Origin of the sequence: Rhodococcus sp. 3258, assembly GCF_031456475.1 — a bacterium.
Classification (GTDB): domain Bacteria; phylum Actinomycetota; class Actinomycetes; order Mycobacteriales; family Mycobacteriaceae; genus Rhodococcoides; species Rhodococcoides fascians.
Genome location: NZ_JAVDUT010000005.1, coordinates 104,192 through 118,953 on the forward strand (window position 1 = coordinate 104,192; position 14,762 = coordinate 118,953).

15 protein-coding genes, 1 tRNA gene and 1 other RNA gene are annotated in these 14,762 nt (G+C 64.4%); 11 read left to right on the top strand and 6 right to left on the bottom strand.

Annotated elements, in window-relative coordinates; genetic code table 11:
- The first annotated feature begins 30 nt into the window (after positions 1–30).
- The gene (locus J2X62_RS16645; RefSeq protein ID WP_310182022.1) at positions 31–699 is read left to right on the top strand and encodes a VTT domain-containing protein; all 669 of its coding nucleotides are present in this window, start codon (positions 31–33) and stop codon (positions 697–699) included.
- Positions 696–1,307 (top strand): CDP-alcohol phosphatidyltransferase family protein, encoded by a 612-nt coding sequence (locus J2X62_RS16650; protein WP_310182024.1) that lies wholly within the window; start codon positions 696–698, stop codon positions 1,305–1,307. The genes J2X62_RS16645 and J2X62_RS16650 overlap by 4 nt, the downstream gene beginning before the upstream one ends.
- Here J2X62_RS16650 and J2X62_RS16655 read toward each other — a convergent pair.
- The gene (locus tag J2X62_RS16655) at positions 1,279–2,745 is read right to left on the bottom strand and encodes an NAD(P)/FAD-dependent oxidoreductase (RefSeq protein ID WP_052073583.1); all 1,467 of its coding nucleotides are present in this window, start codon (positions 2,743–2,745) and stop codon (positions 1,279–1,281) included. The two genes, J2X62_RS16650 and J2X62_RS16655, sit on opposite strands and share 29 nt — an antisense overlap.
- A gap of 36 nt (positions 2,746–2,781) precedes the next feature.
- Between J2X62_RS16655 and J2X62_RS16660 the strand changes: the two genes are divergently transcribed.
- Positions 2,782–3,432 carry a class I SAM-dependent methyltransferase gene (locus J2X62_RS16660; RefSeq protein ID WP_032408542.1) on the top strand — a complete coding sequence of 217 codons (651 nt, stop codon included), beginning with the start codon at positions 2,782–2,784 and terminating at the stop codon, positions 3,430–3,432.
- Positions 3,433–3,538: 106 nt separating this feature from the next.
- Here the strand turns inward: J2X62_RS16660 and J2X62_RS16665 are convergent, their stop codons facing one another.
- Positions 3,539–4,252: a TetR/AcrR family transcriptional regulator gene (locus J2X62_RS16665; protein ID WP_222072363.1), complete on the bottom strand. Its 714-nt coding sequence runs from the start codon at positions 4,250–4,252 to the stop codon at positions 3,539–3,541.
- 82 nt (positions 4,253–4,334) lie between these two features.
- Here J2X62_RS16665 and J2X62_RS16670 point away from each other — a divergent pair, with 82 nt between their 5' ends.
- From J2X62_RS16670 to J2X62_RS16685, 4 genes are all read left to right on the top strand, one after another.
- The gene (locus J2X62_RS16670; RefSeq protein ID WP_310182027.1) at positions 4,335–5,195 is read left to right on the top strand and encodes an NmrA family NAD(P)-binding protein; all 861 of its coding nucleotides are present in this window, start codon (positions 4,335–4,337) and stop codon (positions 5,193–5,195) included.
- 119 nt (positions 5,196–5,314) lie between these two features.
- A complete protein-coding gene (gene arr, locus J2X62_RS16675; protein ID WP_222072365.1) occupies positions 5,315–5,743 on the top strand; it encodes an NAD(+)--rifampin ADP-ribosyltransferase in 429 nt (142 codons plus the stop codon).
- A gap of 37 nt (positions 5,744–5,780) precedes the next feature.
- Complete coding sequence (locus tag J2X62_RS16680) at positions 5,781–6,647, top strand: alpha/beta fold hydrolase (protein ID WP_222072366.1); 867 nt, start codon at positions 5,781–5,783, stop codon at positions 6,645–6,647.
- A 33-nt stretch (positions 6,648–6,680) separates the two neighbouring features.
- Positions 6,681–7,298: a dihydrofolate reductase family protein gene (locus tag J2X62_RS16685; protein WP_222072367.1), complete on the top strand. Its 618-nt coding sequence runs from the start codon at positions 6,681–6,683 to the stop codon at positions 7,296–7,298.
- Positions 7,299–7,311: 13 nt separating this feature from the next.
- On the opposite strand, the gene J2X62_RS16690 is transcribed toward J2X62_RS16685, so the two are convergent.
- The gene (locus tag J2X62_RS16690; protein ID WP_222072368.1) at positions 7,312–8,034 is read right to left on the bottom strand and encodes a hypothetical protein; all 723 of its coding nucleotides are present in this window, start codon (positions 8,032–8,034) and stop codon (positions 7,312–7,314) included.
- A gap of 38 nt (positions 8,035–8,072) precedes the next feature.
- The gene (locus J2X62_RS16695; RefSeq protein ID WP_094644222.1) at positions 8,073–8,981 is read right to left on the bottom strand and encodes a LysR family transcriptional regulator; all 909 of its coding nucleotides are present in this window, start codon (positions 8,979–8,981) and stop codon (positions 8,073–8,075) included.
- A 139-nt stretch (positions 8,982–9,120) separates the two neighbouring features.
- Between J2X62_RS16695 and J2X62_RS16700 the strand changes: the two genes are divergently transcribed.
- Together J2X62_RS16700 and J2X62_RS16705 are read left to right on the top strand one after the other, a co-directional pair.
- Positions 9,121–10,536, top strand: a complete 1,416-nt coding sequence (locus tag J2X62_RS16700; protein WP_310182034.1) for an MFS transporter — start codon at positions 9,121–9,123, stop codon at positions 10,534–10,536.
- A complete protein-coding gene (locus tag J2X62_RS16705) occupies positions 10,533–11,279 on the top strand; it encodes a 3-hydroxybutyrate dehydrogenase (protein ID WP_094623041.1) in 747 nt (248 codons plus the stop codon). Before J2X62_RS16700 ends, J2X62_RS16705 begins: the two co-directional genes overlap by 4 nt.
- 256 nt (positions 11,280–11,535) lie before the next feature.
- Here the strand turns inward: J2X62_RS16705 and J2X62_RS16710 are convergent.
- Positions 11,536–11,623 (bottom strand) — tRNA-Ser (locus J2X62_RS16710).
- A gap of 95 nt (positions 11,624–11,718) precedes the next feature.
- Here J2X62_RS16710 and ffs point away from each other — a divergent pair.
- Together ffs and J2X62_RS16720 are read left to right on the top strand one after the other, a co-directional pair.
- An RNA gene (ffs, locus tag J2X62_RS16715) (signal recognition particle sRNA small type) lies at positions 11,719–11,813 on the top strand.
- A 54-nt stretch (positions 11,814–11,867) separates the two neighbouring features.
- A complete protein-coding gene (locus J2X62_RS16720) occupies positions 11,868–13,154 on the top strand; it encodes an aminotransferase class I/II-fold pyridoxal phosphate-dependent enzyme (RefSeq protein ID WP_094717085.1) in 1,287 nt (428 codons plus the stop codon).
- Between the two features lie 63 nt (positions 13,155–13,217).
- On the opposite strand, the gene J2X62_RS16725 is transcribed toward J2X62_RS16720, so the two are convergent.
- Complete coding sequence (locus J2X62_RS16725) at positions 13,218–14,735, bottom strand: DHA2 family efflux MFS transporter permease subunit (RefSeq protein ID WP_032364593.1); 1,518 nt, start codon at positions 14,733–14,735, stop codon at positions 13,218–13,220.
- Positions 14,736–14,762: the final 27 nt, after the last annotated feature.

A 14,762-nucleotide genomic window follows, 5' to 3' on the forward strand; every position in this document is an offset into this window, starting at 1 on the left:
TCGTGAACCGTCGGACGAGAGGCACACACCGTGACGCAGGACCGCCCGACGCGTAGTCGCCGCGGCACGACCCTGAAATTGCTCGCGGCTGCCGTGGTCGTCATCGCTGTGGTGATCGTGCTCGGCACCGTCGACCTGCCTGATCCGTCGTTCATTCGTGACCGAGTGGCGTCGGCCGGGCCGTGGGGCATCGCGTTGTTCGTCGTGCTCTATGCCGTCCTGTCGGCCACTCCGTTCCCCGCCAGCACGTTGACCATCGCGTCGGGACTGCTGTTCGGGTTGGCTGTGGGCGCGACCGTCGTGGTGTTCGCCGCCACCGTGGGGGCATATCTCGGGTACTGGGGAGCGCGCGCGCTCGGCCGTGGACAGGTGGCCCGCACGGAATGGGACAGGCTCCGCCGGCTCGACGCCATGCTCGGACGACGCGGATTGCTGTCGGTACTGCTCGTGCGACTGGTGCCGCTGCCGTTCTCCTTGGTCAACTACGCGGCCGGAGTCAGTGCCGTGGGGCAACGTGACTACGTGGTGGGCACCATGATCGGGATCGTGCCCGCGACCGTCGCCTACACCGCGCTCGGTGCCTACGGGACGTCGCCGCTGTCATGGCCGTTTGCCATCGCATTGCTTGCCGTGCTGGCGATCGCGGCCGGCTCGGCTCTGTTGGCCCGACGTCTCGGATTGACCGGAGCCACCGAATGATCGACAGCTACCTGCGGCGCCACCTCGAAGGTCCGCTCGATCGCTGCGCCCGCGCACTCGATCGTCCGGCGATCACGCCCGACCGGATCACCGCGGCGGGACTCGTTCTGGGCCTGGGTAGTGCACTGGCCGCCGGCCTGCAATTCTGGTTGCTCGCTTTGGCATTGTGGATCGTCTCCCGCATCGCCGACGGTCTGGACGGACCGCTGGCACGCAGGCGGGCGACAACAGCCGGGGCCGGCGGGTTCTTCGACATCACCGCCGATTTCGTGGTGTACGGAACGACGGTGGTGGGCGTCGCGGTGGGTGCCTCGGCCGCGTACGACGCCCCCTGGTGGCCGTTCCTGCTGGTGCTGTTGGCGTACTACATCAACGGCACCGCATTTCTTGCGTTCTCCTCGATTGCCGAACGCACCGGTCGTACCATCGACGACGGCCGCTCGCTGTCGTTCCTCGGGGGCCTGGCCGAGGGTGCCGAAACAATTGCGGTGCACAGTCTCTGGCTACTGCTCCCCGGCATCTCGTGGCAGATCGCGGTGGTGTGGGCGGCCGTGGTCGCGGTGAGCTCTACCCAACGGATCATCGCCGGGTATCGCGCTCTTTCCTGACGAACCACGCACCGCGCGCCTTCGCCAGTGCGGCGGTTGCCCGAGAAATCACCGGAGAACCCAACTGCGCCTTCACGTCTGCGATCGCCGCGTTCCACGGCCCGTCGTTGTACGTCGGATACGGGTGCGTTGCCCCGGCGAGATCGCGGGTACGCAGGCCCTGCTCGATGGCGATGATCAGCTCCCCGATAGTCTCGCCCGCTCGCGGTCCCACCACACACGCTCCCACGATCCGACGCTTCGCGTCGAGAACGAGGGTCGTCGATCCGGTAGTTCTGCCCTCGGTGACGGCTCGATCGACGTGATGGTGATCGAGCGTCTGCAATCGAAGTCCACGCTGCCGCGCAGTCCGCACATCGATTCCGGCCGAAGCGATCTCGGGATCGGTGAACGTCACCCGCGGCATCCCCGTCGTACTCACCTTTCGGTTCAGGCCGAGCGCCGCGTTGCTCGCGGCCAGGCTGCCGTGCACACCGGCGGTGTGGGTGAACTGAGGGTGACCGGTGAGATCTCCGGCCGCCCAGATGCGGGGATTGGTGGTTCGTAGATGCTCGTCGACCCGCACGAATCCGTTGCCGTCCAATTCCACACCGGCCGTGCCCAACCCGAGCGACGCGGTTCGTGGGGTCCGCCCGGTGGCGACGAGCACCCGATCGAATTGGATCTCGACACCTGAGTCGGTCACGGCCGAGCCGTTCTCGATGCGCACGACGGCGGTGGAGGTCAGGACGCGCACGCCCTCGTCGGTCAGGGCCTGCGTCAGTATCGACGAGGCCTCAGGGTGCTCGCGGGGAAGGATCGTCGCTGACCGTCCGACAAGGGTGACGTCGGATCCGAGACGCGAGAATGCTTGCGCCATTTCGCAACCCACCGACCCGGCACCGACGATCAGCAGTCGCTGCGGTAAGTCCTTCAGATCCCACAGGGTGTCGCTGGTCAGGTAGTCCACGTGCTCGATGCCGTCGATCGCCGGCACTGTGGGATGCGCGCCGGTGGTCACGATCGCCTGACCGAAATGCAGCATCCGCGTGCCAACATTCACCGTGTTCGGACCGGTGAACACGGCGTTACCGCTGATAACGTCGACCCCGGCCGCAGTGAGTGCCTCGGGTGAATCGATCGGCGCGATCTCGGCGATCGACCCGTGCACGTGCTGCATCACGCGCGCAAAATCTACGCGCGGTGGTTCGGTGTCGATGCCGAACCGGGACGCGGATCGAACCGTCTCAGCCACCGAAGCCGCCGCGAGCAGAGCCTTCGACGGCACACACCCGGTCCAGAGGCAGTCGCCGCCGGTGCGGTCCCGCTCGATCAACACGACGCGAATGCCGAAGCCGGCCGCGGTCTTTGCCGCCACGATGCCGGCGGTACCGCCGCCCACCACGACCACGTCGGCGCGGTTCTCGGGCACACTCGAAGACGAACGACGAATTCCCATACCTCCCACTATGCCCGCGCCTTGGAGAGACCCGAGATGAGACGACCGACCAAGTACACCTTCTCGGCGCGCCTGTACGACGTGATCTCCGCCGAATGGCCGGTGTATCGAGCCGGACGGGAGGCGGCGTTCGAGCTGATGAATCTGCCTGTGGGGAGCCATGTTCTGGACCTCGGCTGCGGGACGGGGCTGAACTTCGCCGGGTTGCAGCGGATGATCGGCCCGACCGGCTCGATCACCGGAATCGATGCCAGCCCGCAGATGCTCGAACAGGCCCGACTTCGAGCTGCCCGCGCAGGGTGGATGAATGTCACATTGATCCCCGCCGACGCCACCGCCCTGACGTCCGCCGATCTGGGGGAGCAGGCCCCGTTCGATGCGGCCCTGAGCACCTACGCGCTGTCATTGATGACGCCATGGCAGGCGGCGCTCGAATCGATGATCTCGGCTACACGGGTGGGCGGCGTCGTGGCCGTCGTCGACATGCAGCGGCCCGTCGGACGAGCAACTGCGTGGACGCCGCTCGCGAAGCTTGCGTGTCGACTCGGAGGGGCGGATATCGAGGCGCATCCGTGGACAGCGATGACGCCACTGCTGCAGGATCTTTCGGCCCGCGCTGTCCGCGGAGGCCATATCCAGATTCGCGTCGGGACTGTCAACTCTGGCTCGGCAGAGCCGAGTTCATGAACGGTGGCGTCGAACGGCTCCTCGTCGCGCGAGGTCTGCCTCGTCGAACGGCGATCGAGTCAATTCGTGCGGCCATACCACCAGTGTCCGCGCATCGGGTGCATCGTCACCCGGATATCCGATCGAGCCACTCGGCCAACAACTGCCGCTCCGAATTACTCAGTACGTCGATGTCGGAAATCGAGGCTCGCAAGGCAATCGCTGCACCGTGCGCAGAGCTTTCGGGATACCGAGGTGTGTCGACGACGATGTGGCGCATGACTGCATCGAACAGCTCGTCGGCGAGTCCGACGTCTCGGCGATCGAGCTGTGTGCCGAGGATGGTCAGGACAGCACCCGTACCCGCGGCATGAATGAGCTCCACCGCGCGCTGCTCGGTGACCCGAAGTCGGCCGGCGCGGGCTATCCGGCGAATCCGTGCCGCGAGAACGGCTTCTCCTTCCCGGACCGCGGGAGAATCGGGCACTCGAGCAGGGTCGCTGAGCAGAGCGAACAAGGTTGGGTTGGCGATCCCGAACTCGATCTGTGCGCGCCATCCGGTTCTCAGATCCTCCACGGGGTCACAGTTCTCGGCGAGCTCATTGTCTGCGATCTCGGACTTCGTGGACACATAGGTGGCCATGACATGTTCGGCCACGGCGTCGAGCAGACCATTCTTATCCCCGAACAATCGGTAGATGGCCGGTGCCTGAACCCCGGCCGACTCGGCGACGCCGCGAGTGGTCACCGCCCCAGGGCCGTTTTCTTGCAGAAGCCGAGCTGCGGCATCGACGATTCGTCGACGGGTGCTGTCTCTGGTGCTCGTCGACGAATCCTTCACGTATCGACGATAACGCACTGTTGCTATCGTTGTGTTTCCGGTGTTACCTTCTATTTGATTCCATTGATAACTGGAGGTTGTCATGATTGTCATCACCGGAGCTACCGGGGCATTGAACGGTGCCACCGTCGACCATCTACTCGACCTCGTTCGCCCCTCGGAGATCGCCGTCGCGGTTCGCGATGAGGCTCGGGCGCAGCGCTTTGCGGATCGTGGCGTGCAGGTGCGTCGAGGCGATTATGACGATTCGGACTCGCTGACGACGGCGTTCGACGGGGCAGACCAGGTGTTGCTCGTCTCGTCCAGCGATCCCGGGGCCGACGCGACAGCGTTGCATCGCAACGCGATCGACGCGGCGGTCGCCGCCGGTGCCGGGCGCATTCTCTATACGAGTCACCAGGGCGCGGGGCTCGACAGTCCGTTCAAGCCTGCGCGCGATCATGCTGCGACCGAGCAGATGTTGGCCGACAGCGGTGTGGCGTGGACGTCGTTACGCAACGGCTTCTACGCACACAGCCTCGATTTCGTCATGGGCGATTGGCGCGAGACCGGCGTTGTATCCATACCCGTGGACGGCCCTGTTTCGTGGACCGACAGAGCGGATTCGGCGGAAGCTGCCGCCGCGATACTCACGTCGGATGGCGCATACGAGGGCCCCACGGTGTTGACGGCCCGCGATGCTCCGACAATGACCGAGGTAGCGGCCATCGCGTCGACAGTCGTGGGTCGAAAGATCGAGGTATCGATCGTGGGTGAGGAGCAGTGGGTCGCCGATCGCGTGGCTGCAGGTGCGAACGAGTTCATGGCTCGCTTCACCCTTGGCATCTTTCTCGCCGCCCACGACGGCCGATTCGCCGGTACCGACCCGCTGTTGGGCGAACTGCTCGGTCGCGAACCACGAACTACGCGTGACTTTCTCGTGTCGAGTGAATGCGCGACGTGATGTGGCCGTGCCTGCCACCGTTGCCTTCAGTTTATCGCTGAGTTGGGGGCTTGCGGCAAGACCCCATCGGCGGTGCACACTCTTCCGGCTACCGACACGGAGGAATTTCTATGGCAGACATGGCCGACACACCGGAGCGATTTCGCGTGCACGAGTCAGGTTCTTACTTTCATGGCACGAAGGCCGATCTGAAGGCCGGTGATTACTTGTCTCCCGGCTATCGCTCCAATTACCGTCCCGAGCACATCTCGAACTACATCTACATGACCAAGGTGCTGGACGGTGCCGTGCTCGCGGCCGAGATGGCCGTCGGCGAGGGGCCTCCTCGGGTCTACATCGTGCAGCCGACCGGCAGCGTCGAGGACGATCCGAACGTCACCGACAAGAAGTTCCCCGGCAATCCGACTCATTCCTACCGCAGCGCGGAACCGGTACGCATCGTCGAAGAGACGTCCGAGTGGGTCGGGCATTCGCCCGAATACCTGAACCGGTTTCGTGAAGGTTTGGAGAAGTTGAGGCAGACGGGAACTGCGGTTCTCTACGACTAGACGGTGAGTTTTCGCGCAGACCAAGGTCCACACCAGCATGACGACACAGACAGTTTCCGTGCCCGGTGCGACCCTGACGTACGACGTGATCGGCGAACTCGAGCCCGGGGTCACTCCCTTGGTGCTCATCGGCTCACCGATGGATGCGAGCGGGTTCGGGACGTTGGCATCGCACTTCCGCGACCGAGTGGTCGTCACGTACGACCCGAGAAATGTCGGACGCAGTCGACGAGACGACACGACCGCCGCGGTCACCTTCGGCCAACATGCCGACGACCTGCACGCAGTGCTCACCGCCGTCGGCCATGGGCCGGTCGATGTGTTCGCCTCGAGCGGGGGTGCGGTCAATGCGCTGGTACTCGTCAGCAGATACCCGTCCGATGTCCGGACGTTGGTGGCCCACGAACTACCCGCCGGAGGCACCCTGCCGGATCGCGAGAACATCGCGACCGTGTGCGCAAACATGGTGGCCGCATACGATGCTCACGGCCGCGGTCCGGCCATGGCTCAGTTCATGGCGTTGCTCATGCACGCAGGACCCATCGACAACACGTTCTTCGATCGCCCGACACCGGACCCGGCGCAGTTCGGCGTCTCGGCCGAGGACGACGGAACCCGCGATGACGCCCTGATGTCCAACATGCGCGGCGGCGGAGTCGATTTCGCACCCGACGTCGATGCAATGCGTGCTGCTCCCACCACGGTTGTGATCGGAGTCGGCGAGGAATCCGGCGGCCCCGAGGACGGTCACATCGCCGCTCGCGCAGCGTATTCCACTGCGGCGCTCCTCGGATCGGAGCCGATTGTCTTTCCCGGCGGCCACTCGGGCTTCCTCGGCGGCGAATTCGGTCAGACGGGAAAGCCGACCGAATTTGCCGAGACACTACGGAAAGTATTGGGCTGATCGAGCTTTCGTCCTACAGAACCAGGAGCAATCATGGGCCTCATCACGCTGGAGCTTTTTGCCACCCTCGACCTCGTCGCGCAATCACCCGGAAGCCCGGAGGAAGACCCCGAGAATTTTCCCTACGGCGGCTGGCAGGCTCCTTTGCTCGACCAGGTTTCGGGGGCGCAGGTCGCCGCCGCTTACGAGGGCACGGATGCGCTCCTGCTCGGGCGGCGCACCTACGACATCTTCGCCGCGTACTGGCCGCACCAACACGATTCGTTCGCAACGTTGTTCAACACCATCCCGAAATACGTGGCCTCCCGCGGCACACCCGATCTGCTGTGGAACGGTTCGACCCAGCTCGGACCGGACCTGGCCGGAGCCGTGCGTGAGATCCGAGATCGACACGACAATATCAAGGTGGTCGGAAGTCTCGATCTGGTGCAGACCCTGTTGCGCGAGAAGCTCTTCGATCGACTCGATCTGTGGGTGCATCCCATCCTTCTCGGAGTGGGAAAGAAGGTGTTCGCCGACGGCACCGTGCCCAGCAATCTGACGCTGCTCGAGCCACCGGCCGTCGACGGCAAGGGCACCGTCTACCTGCGGTACGGCCTCGACACCGGGACCCCGGACGTCGGCAACATGGACGACGTACTGACCGACTAGATCGGAGGGCAATTCACTTCTTCTGCCGTCGGCTCCCGCCGTGCCAATCCTGTTGCACGCCAACCTCGTCCTCCGTCACCCCCAGTGCCTTCAACTGGGGGAGTTCACGCATGCTGCGCTTCATCTCGGCAAATCCAGGGAATCGTGCGAGTCCGATCACGTTGTCCCACAGCGGTACTGCTTCTTCGTCGCTGGGTAGTCGGCTGATCACCGGACCGAAGAACGCCACACCGTCCGGCGGCTCGAAGGCGATGATGGGAGTTCCGACGTCCTTGCCGGTCAGCGACAGCGCATGATCGGTTTCGGCCCGGATCTCGTCGTCGATCGTCGAATCATCGAGTGCTGCAGTGTGACGGGTGGGCAGCCCGACTTCCTCGAGGATCGGCCCGAGGAATGCCGCGGTGCCGCGATGTCCGTGACTCGCAGCGTCGTCGGGCACGATCTCGGTATCGAATATGTGCGTTCCGAGGGCCTGATACAGCGGCCCGACAGCGTCCGACCCATGCTCACGACGAACAGAGGCAGCGGCCCGCAACAGTCGCAGACCTGCGGTGTGGCCGGCCTCGTACTCGGGTGGGAAATGGGCGTCGTAGTCGATGTGGGAGTTGAGCAGGCGAAGCGAGATGAACCGCCAGTCGACGGTGTAATCGCGCTGGGCCTGAACCTTGCGAACCCATTTGCTGGTCATCCACGCGAACGGGCATACCGGATCGAAATAGAAATCGATATCGGACATCAGGGGACTCTCCTTGTGGGGCGTAGGTTCCGTGCGTTTCATTTCTCACCCAGCAGAGCCGAGCGTTGTTCGGTGACCACCGCACGAATTGCGTCGATCACTGCGGACACTTCGGGTCGTCTGAGGGTTTCGGTGCGGGTGACGAGCCAGTAGGTCAGGGTCACCGCGATGGCGTCGGGCAGGATTCGTTGCAGGTCGGGGTGTCGGTCGGCCATGAAGCACGGCAACAATCCGATGCCCGCCGAGGCTCGTGTGGCCTCGACGTGGACGAAGACGTTGGTCGACGTCACCGATTCGCGCATCGTCGGAGTGAAGTTGGGGGCCAGATCCAGATCGTCGACGTGCAGCATCGAGTCGATGAAGTAGATGAACGGATGGGCGGCGAGGTCGGCCGGCACCTGCGGCGTGCCGTGCTCGTCCACGTAGGTCTGCGACGCGTACAGACCCAGCACGTAGTCGCCGAGCCGGATGGCCTCCGCGCGATGCACCTGCGGTTGTCCGACGACGATCTCGATGTCCAGTCCGGACCGTTGCCTCGACGCACGTCTGGTGGTCGCGACGATCTCCACCGACACCAGCGGATGGGTGCGTTGCACGCGAGCAGCCGCGGGAGCTGCGATGTAAGCGCTGAAGCCGTCCGTGGCCGAGATGCGTACGACGCCCTTCAGCGCACCCGCGTCGCTCGAGACCAGCGTCTGCAGCGCGTTTTCGACGGCCTCGGCAGCGGCGAGTGCGCCGTGCCCCAGTTGGGTCAGTTCCCAACCTCCGCCGGCGCGGGTGAGCACTCGTCCGCCGAGTGTGTCCTCGAGTGCGGCGATGCGTCGGGAGATGGTCGTGTGGTTGATGCCGAGGTCGTCGGCAGCGGAGCTGTAGCGTCCGGTTCGACTGACGGCGAGCAGGACCAGCAGGTCGTCGGCACTGGGAACCTTCCCGTCACCGCGTGTCATGTGTGCAGTTTTGCAGATCGAACCTGCGTTCATGCCTCTTGCGCAGAAAAAGATCTGCACCAATACTCAGACCAACCCCGCTACATGTGTGGTCTGTCACAAACACGAGCACGCAGTGCCGAGCAACACAGGAGAAGCTATGAGCGTCGACCAACCGCTGGCAGAAAGGTCCGAGCCGGACCCCGATGCCACCCCCACGGGCCTGAAGAAGGTCGTCGGAGCATCGATGGCCGGCACCATCGTCGAATGGTACGAGTTCTTTCTCTACGGAACCGCCGCCACACTGGTGTTCAGCAAGATTTTCTTCGCGGCCGGAACCAGTGAGCTCGACGCCATTCTCGCGGCCTTCGTCACCTACGCCGTCGGCTTCGTCGCACGACCCTTGGGCGGCATCGTCTTCGGACACTACGGCGACAAGTACGGCCGAAAGAAGCTGCTGCAGTTCAGCCTCGTCCTCGTCGGTGGTGCCACGTTCCTCATGGGCTGCCTACCGACATTCGAGGCCATCGGCTACTGGGCACCGGCACTGCTGGTCACCCTGCGATTCATTCAGGGCTTCGCCGTCGGCGGCGAATGGGGCGGCGCGGTTCTCCTTGTCGCAGAACATAGTCCGAACAAGAGCCGCGGATTCTGGGCCAGCTGGCCGCAGGCAGGCGTGCCCGCCGGTAACCTCCTCGCCACCGTCGCACTGCTCGTCCTGACGACAACCCTGTCCGACGAAGCGTTCCTCAGCTGGGGCTGGCGCGTCGCGTTCTGGCTCTCTGCCGTCATCGTTTTCGTCGGCTACTACATCCGTACCAAGGTCTCCGACGCCCCGATCTTCCTCGAGGCACACAAGCAGGCCGAGGTCATCAAGGCCGCGTCGTACGGCGTCTTCGAGGTCGTGAAGCGTTACCCGCGTGGCGTATTCACCGCGATGGGTCTGCGCTTCGGTGAGAACGTCATGTACTACCTCGTCGTCACCTTCTCCATCACCTACCTCAAGGTGGAGGTCGGCACCGACACCAGCACGATCCTGTGGTGGATGCTCATCGCCCACGCGATCCACTTCTGCACAATTCCGTTGGTGGGCAGGCTCGCCGACCGCATCGGCCGCCGTCCGGTGTACTTCGCCGGTGCCCTCACCGCGGCAACGTGGGGCTTCTTCGCCTTCCCGATGATGAACAGCGGCCATAACGTCGTCATCCTGCTGGCCATCATCATCGGCCTGATGTTCCACGCCTTCATGTACGCCACGCAGCCGGCCATCATGGCCGAGATGTTCCCGACGCGGATGCGGTATTCCGGTGTGTCCCTCGGCTATCAGGTCACCTCGATCGTCGCCGGCTCGCTGGCCCCGATCATCGCGGTGAAGCTGCTCGACATTTACGGCTCGTCCGTCCCGATCGCGGTGTACCTGGCCGTGGCCTGCGCGATCACCGTGGTTGCCGTCATCGTAGCCAGGGAGACAAAGGGACTGGCGCTCGAAAGCATCGACATCGCCGACGCCAAGAACCTGGCCACCGAAGCCGAGCTGGCCAAGGCCGGTCTGCTCGATCCGATTGCGAAGCAGTGACCGACCTGACCGGACGCTCCGCCCTCGTCACCGGGGGAGCGTCCGGCATCGGGGCCGCGTGCGCGCGTGAGCTCGCCGGCCGCGGTGCCCGCGTCACCATCGCCGACGTGAACGACGTCGCAGCAAAGGAATTGGCGGCCGAGCTCGAAGGCGAGGTGTGGTCGGTCGATCTGCTCGACACCGCCGCACTGGACGACCTTCGGCTCGACGTCGACATCCTGGTGAACAACGCGGGTATCCAAACGGTGGCACCGATCGTCGACTTCGACCCGGGCGCGTTCCGTCGCATTCAGACGCTGATGGTCGAGGCCCCGTTCCTGCTGATTCGTGCGGCGCTGCCTGGGATGTACGCACGCAGGTTCGGCCGAGTCATCAACCTGTCGTCGGTGCACGGACTGCGGGCATCGGAATTCAAGGTCGCCTACGTCACCGCCAAACACGCACTCGAAGGACTGTCGAAAGTGACAGCCCTCGAAGGTGCAGCCCACGGCGTGACGAGCAACTGCGTCAACCCGGGATACGTCCGCACACCGCTGGTGGAAAAACAGATCGCCGATCAGGCCAAGGCGCACGACATCCCCGAAGACGAAGTACTCGAAAAGGTGCTGCTGACCGAGGCTGCCATCAAGAGACTCGTCGAACCGGCCGAAGTCGCCTCGCTGGTGGGATGGCTGACGTCCAAGAACGCAGGCATGGTCACCGGGGCGTCCTACACCATGGATGGTGGTTGGTCGGCTCGTTAGTTCGGTGCCGCCCGTCTGCTGCGCCCCCACTTTGGGATCAATGTGGGTTTCAGTCGCTCAGATTGCAACAAAGTCGCATTCATCCGGATCGGGTCGCCGCACCCCACCGGATGAATGCGGCTTTGTTGCACTCAGACGGACTCGAACGCCCATTGATCCGGAGACGGGTGGGCTGATCGGGAGACGGGTGGGCGCGAGCCGGAGCACCCCTCCCTGAACAGCAAGAAGCCCCCGTGACAGGTCACGGGGGCTTCTTTGGCGGAGGATAGGGGATTTGAACCCCTGAGGGCGTTAACCCAACCCGCGTTCCAGGCGAGCGCCATAGGCCACTAGGCGAATCCTCCGTGAGGGAGCTTACCCGGTTACCCCCACCAACTCCCAAATCGGGAGGCGCGAAGGGTGGTGATGCGTTGCCCGACGGGAGGCGGCTACACTTCCTAACGGATCCCGCGCGGCGCGCATCCTGTGAACTCCCCCAGGGCCGGAAGGCAGCAAGGGTCAATGGGCTCTGCCGGGTGCGCGGGGTCCCCTTTATTTCAGTGACATAGACACTGTCCGGGGAACCCAGTCACCGAGAGGCCGCTCCGCATGCCAGCGCAAACCCAGTTGGGTCTGATGAACCATGAGGAGCTCGCCTCCGAGCACGAGCGGCAGAGCGCGAAGTACACGCAGCTCAAAGCCGAGAATCTAAAGCTGGATCTGACCCGCGGCAAGCCGTCGCCTGAGCAGCTCGATCTCGCTGCCGATCTGTTGACGCTCCCCGGCGCGGACTACAAGGACGGCAATGGCACCGATTGCCGCAACTACGGTGGCCTTGCGGGTCTGCCGGAACTGCGTGCCATTTTCGGCGAGTTGCTCGGCATCCCGGTGAAGAACCTGGTGGCCGGCAACAACGCCAGCCTCGAAATCATGCAGGACCTCGTGGTCTGGGCTCTGCTGCACGGGCTCTCGGATTCGCCGCGCCCGTGGTCGGCGGAGCCGAACGTTCGCTTCCTGTGCCCGGCCCCCGGCTACGACCGTCACTTCGCGATCACCGAGAGCTTCGGCATCGAGATGATTACGGTGCCGATGGGTCCGGACGGACCGGACGTGCACGAGATCGCCAACTTGGTGGCGTCGGATCCGCAGATCAAGGGCATGTGGGTCGTGCCGAACTACGCCAATCCTACCGGTGCCGTCTACTCCGAAGAGGTCGTTCGCGCGCTGGCCACGATGCCCGCAGCCGCACCCGATTTCCGTCTGTTCTGGGACAACGCCTACGCGGTGCATCCGCTGACCGAGGAGTTCGCGCCGTCCTACGACGTCATCGGGATGGCGGCGGAGGCCGGGTTCCCCAATCGTGCGTTCGTGTTCGCCTCGACGTCGAAGGTCACGTTCGCCGGTGCGGGCGTCAGCTTCTTCGGCAGTTCCGAGGAGAACCTTGCCTGGTATCAGAAGCACCTCGGTAAGAAGAGCATCGGACCGGACAAGCTCAACCAGCTACGTCACCTGCGTTTCTTCGGTGACGCCGAGGGGGTGCGGGCTCACATGGCCAAGCATCGCGAGATCCTGAAGCCCAAGTTCGCGCTGGTGCAGCAGATCCTCGAGGACCGGCTCGGTGCGTCGAAGATCGCGTCGTGGACCGAGCCCAAGGGCGGCTACTTCATCAGTCTCGATGTGCTCGAAGGCACGGCTGCGCGGTCGATCGCGCTGGCCAAGGATGCCGGAATCGCTCTGACGGCCGCCGGCTCGGCCTTCCCGTACGGAAAAGATCCGGAAGACAAGAACATTCGCCTGGCCCCGAGCTTCCCGTCGCTCGGTGAGCTGGAGAAGTCTATGGACGGCGTCGCGACCTGCGTTCTGCTGGCCGCGACGGAGAAGCTGCTCGAAGGCTGAACGCATGTGAGTGGAAACTCGTAGCAGGCTACGCGTTTCCACTCACATCAGGCGAAGCCGCTCTCAGTGCCCGACGACGACCGCACCCTCGGGAGCGGAGGGCAACGGCCCCTTCTTCAAAAGCGTGGCCGAGAGCACCGCGCCCAGTAGGAAGATGCCCGACGCCCACCAGAAGGTGGTCGTGTAGCTGGCAATTTCGGCGTTGGCCTGCAGCAGAGCCGCATCGGTTGCCGTCGCCATGTTGGAGCTGACGTAGCTGGTAGCGGCGTTGGCTGCCACGGTGCTCAGGAGTGCGGTGCCGATCGAGCCGCCCACCTGCTGCATGGTGTTCACCGTTGCCGACGCGACGCCGGAGTCGTCCGGGGCGACGCCCGAGATTGCGCCCTGCATGGCCGGTGCCATGGTGGCACCGAGTCCGAGACCCATGATGATCAGGCCGGGCAGGATGTGCGTGACGTAGCTGCTGTCCAGATCGATCTGGGTGAGCAGTCCCATACCGATCGACGCGACGACCAGGCCGGTCGTCATGAGGATGCGCGGTCCGAACCGGGGGAGGATCAGTGCCGTCGACAGTGTCGCGGTGAGGATCAGCGACGCGATCATCGGCATGAACGCGAACCCGGTGGTGATCGGGGTGTACTTCAGCGTGCTCTGCAGGTAGTAGGTCAGGAACAGGAACACCGCGAACATGCCTGCGCCGGTGACGAACACCGCGAGGAATGATCCGGCCCGGGTGCGATCCAGAACGATGCGCAGCGGCAGCAGAGGGTGTTCGACGCGATTCTGGATGGTTACGAAGACGGCGAGAAGAACGACACCTGCCGCAAGGAAGCCGAGGGTGACGGGGTTGCTCCAGCCGTCGGACTCGGCGTGGGCGAAGCCGTAGACGATCGAGAACAGCGCAGCGGAGACGGCGATCGTTCCGGGGATGTCGAGCTTGGGTCGGACGTCGACCTTGTGCTTGGCCAAGAACAGGAAGGCTCCGACGAAGGCGAGCGCAGCGAAGATCAGGTTGACGTACAGGCTCCAGCGCCAGTTGGCCCACTCGGTGAGCATGCCGCCGAGCAGTAGACCCAGTGCGCCTCCGCCGCCGGCGATGGCACCGAAGATGCCGAAGGCCTTGGCGCGTTCTTTGGTGTCGGTGAAGGTGGTGGCCAGCAGTGACAGGGCCGCGGGTGCCAGCAGCGCACCGAAGACGCCCTGACCGGCGCGGGCAGCGACGAGCATGCCGAAGTTGACGGCCGCGCCGCCCACTGCCGACATCAACGCGAAGCCGACGAGGCCGATGAGGAAGGTGTTACGTCGACCGAAGAGGTCGCTCAAGCGTCCACCGAGGAGCAACAGGCTGCCGAACGCGAGTGCGTAGGCGGTGACGACCCAGGAGCGGTCGGCGTTGTCGAAGCCCAGATCGAGCTGGGCGGCGGGGAGTGCGATGTTCACGATGGTCGCGTCGAGCACGACCATGAGCTGGGCCAGTCCGAGAGTGGCGAGAATCAACCAGCGATTCCGGTGCGCACGCTCGTCCGCCGGCGTCGTGGTCGACGTTGCGCCGTCCACGTTCTCCGATGAAAGGGTGGTCATGGTGTCCTCGGTTCGACTATGCGGAGG

Excerpts from the sequence above, each read along its gene's own strand:
- J2X62_RS16650 (WP_310182024.1), top strand. The coding sequence starts at position 696 with ATGATCGACAGCTACCTGCGGCGCCACCTCGAAGGTCCGCTCGATCGC.
- J2X62_RS16655 (WP_052073583.1), bottom strand. The coding sequence starts at position 2,745 with ATGGGAATTCGTCGTTCGTCTTCGAGTGTGCCCGAGAACCGCGCCGAC.
- J2X62_RS16660 (WP_032408542.1), top strand. The coding sequence starts at position 2,782 with ATGAGACGACCGACCAAGTACACCTTCTCGGCGCGCCTGTACGACGTG.
- J2X62_RS16670 (WP_310182027.1), top strand. The coding sequence starts at position 4,335 with ATGATTGTCATCACCGGAGCTACCGGGGCATTGAACGGTGCCACCGTC.
- arr (WP_222072365.1), top strand. The coding sequence starts at position 5,315 with ATGGCCGACACACCGGAGCGATTTCGCGTGCACGAGTCAGGTTCTTAC.
- J2X62_RS16680 (WP_222072366.1), top strand. The coding sequence starts at position 5,781 with ATGACGACACAGACAGTTTCCGTGCCCGGTGCGACCCTGACGTACGAC.
- J2X62_RS16685 (WP_222072367.1), top strand. The coding sequence starts at position 6,681 with ATGGGCCTCATCACGCTGGAGCTTTTTGCCACCCTCGACCTCGTCGCG.
- J2X62_RS16690 (WP_222072368.1), bottom strand. The coding sequence starts at position 8,034 with ATGTCCGATATCGATTTCTATTTCGATCCGGTATGCCCGTTCGCGTGG.
- J2X62_RS16695 (WP_094644222.1), bottom strand. The coding sequence starts at position 8,981 with ATGACACGCGGTGACGGGAAGGTTCCCAGTGCCGACGACCTGCTGGTC.
- J2X62_RS16700 (WP_310182034.1), top strand. The coding sequence starts at position 9,121 with ATGAGCGTCGACCAACCGCTGGCAGAAAGGTCCGAGCCGGACCCCGAT.
- J2X62_RS16720 (WP_094717085.1), top strand. The coding sequence starts at position 11,868 with ATGCCAGCGCAAACCCAGTTGGGTCTGATGAACCATGAGGAGCTCGCC.
- J2X62_RS16725 (WP_032364593.1), bottom strand. The coding sequence starts at position 14,735 with ATGACCACCCTTTCATCGGAGAACGTGGACGGCGCAACGTCGACCACG.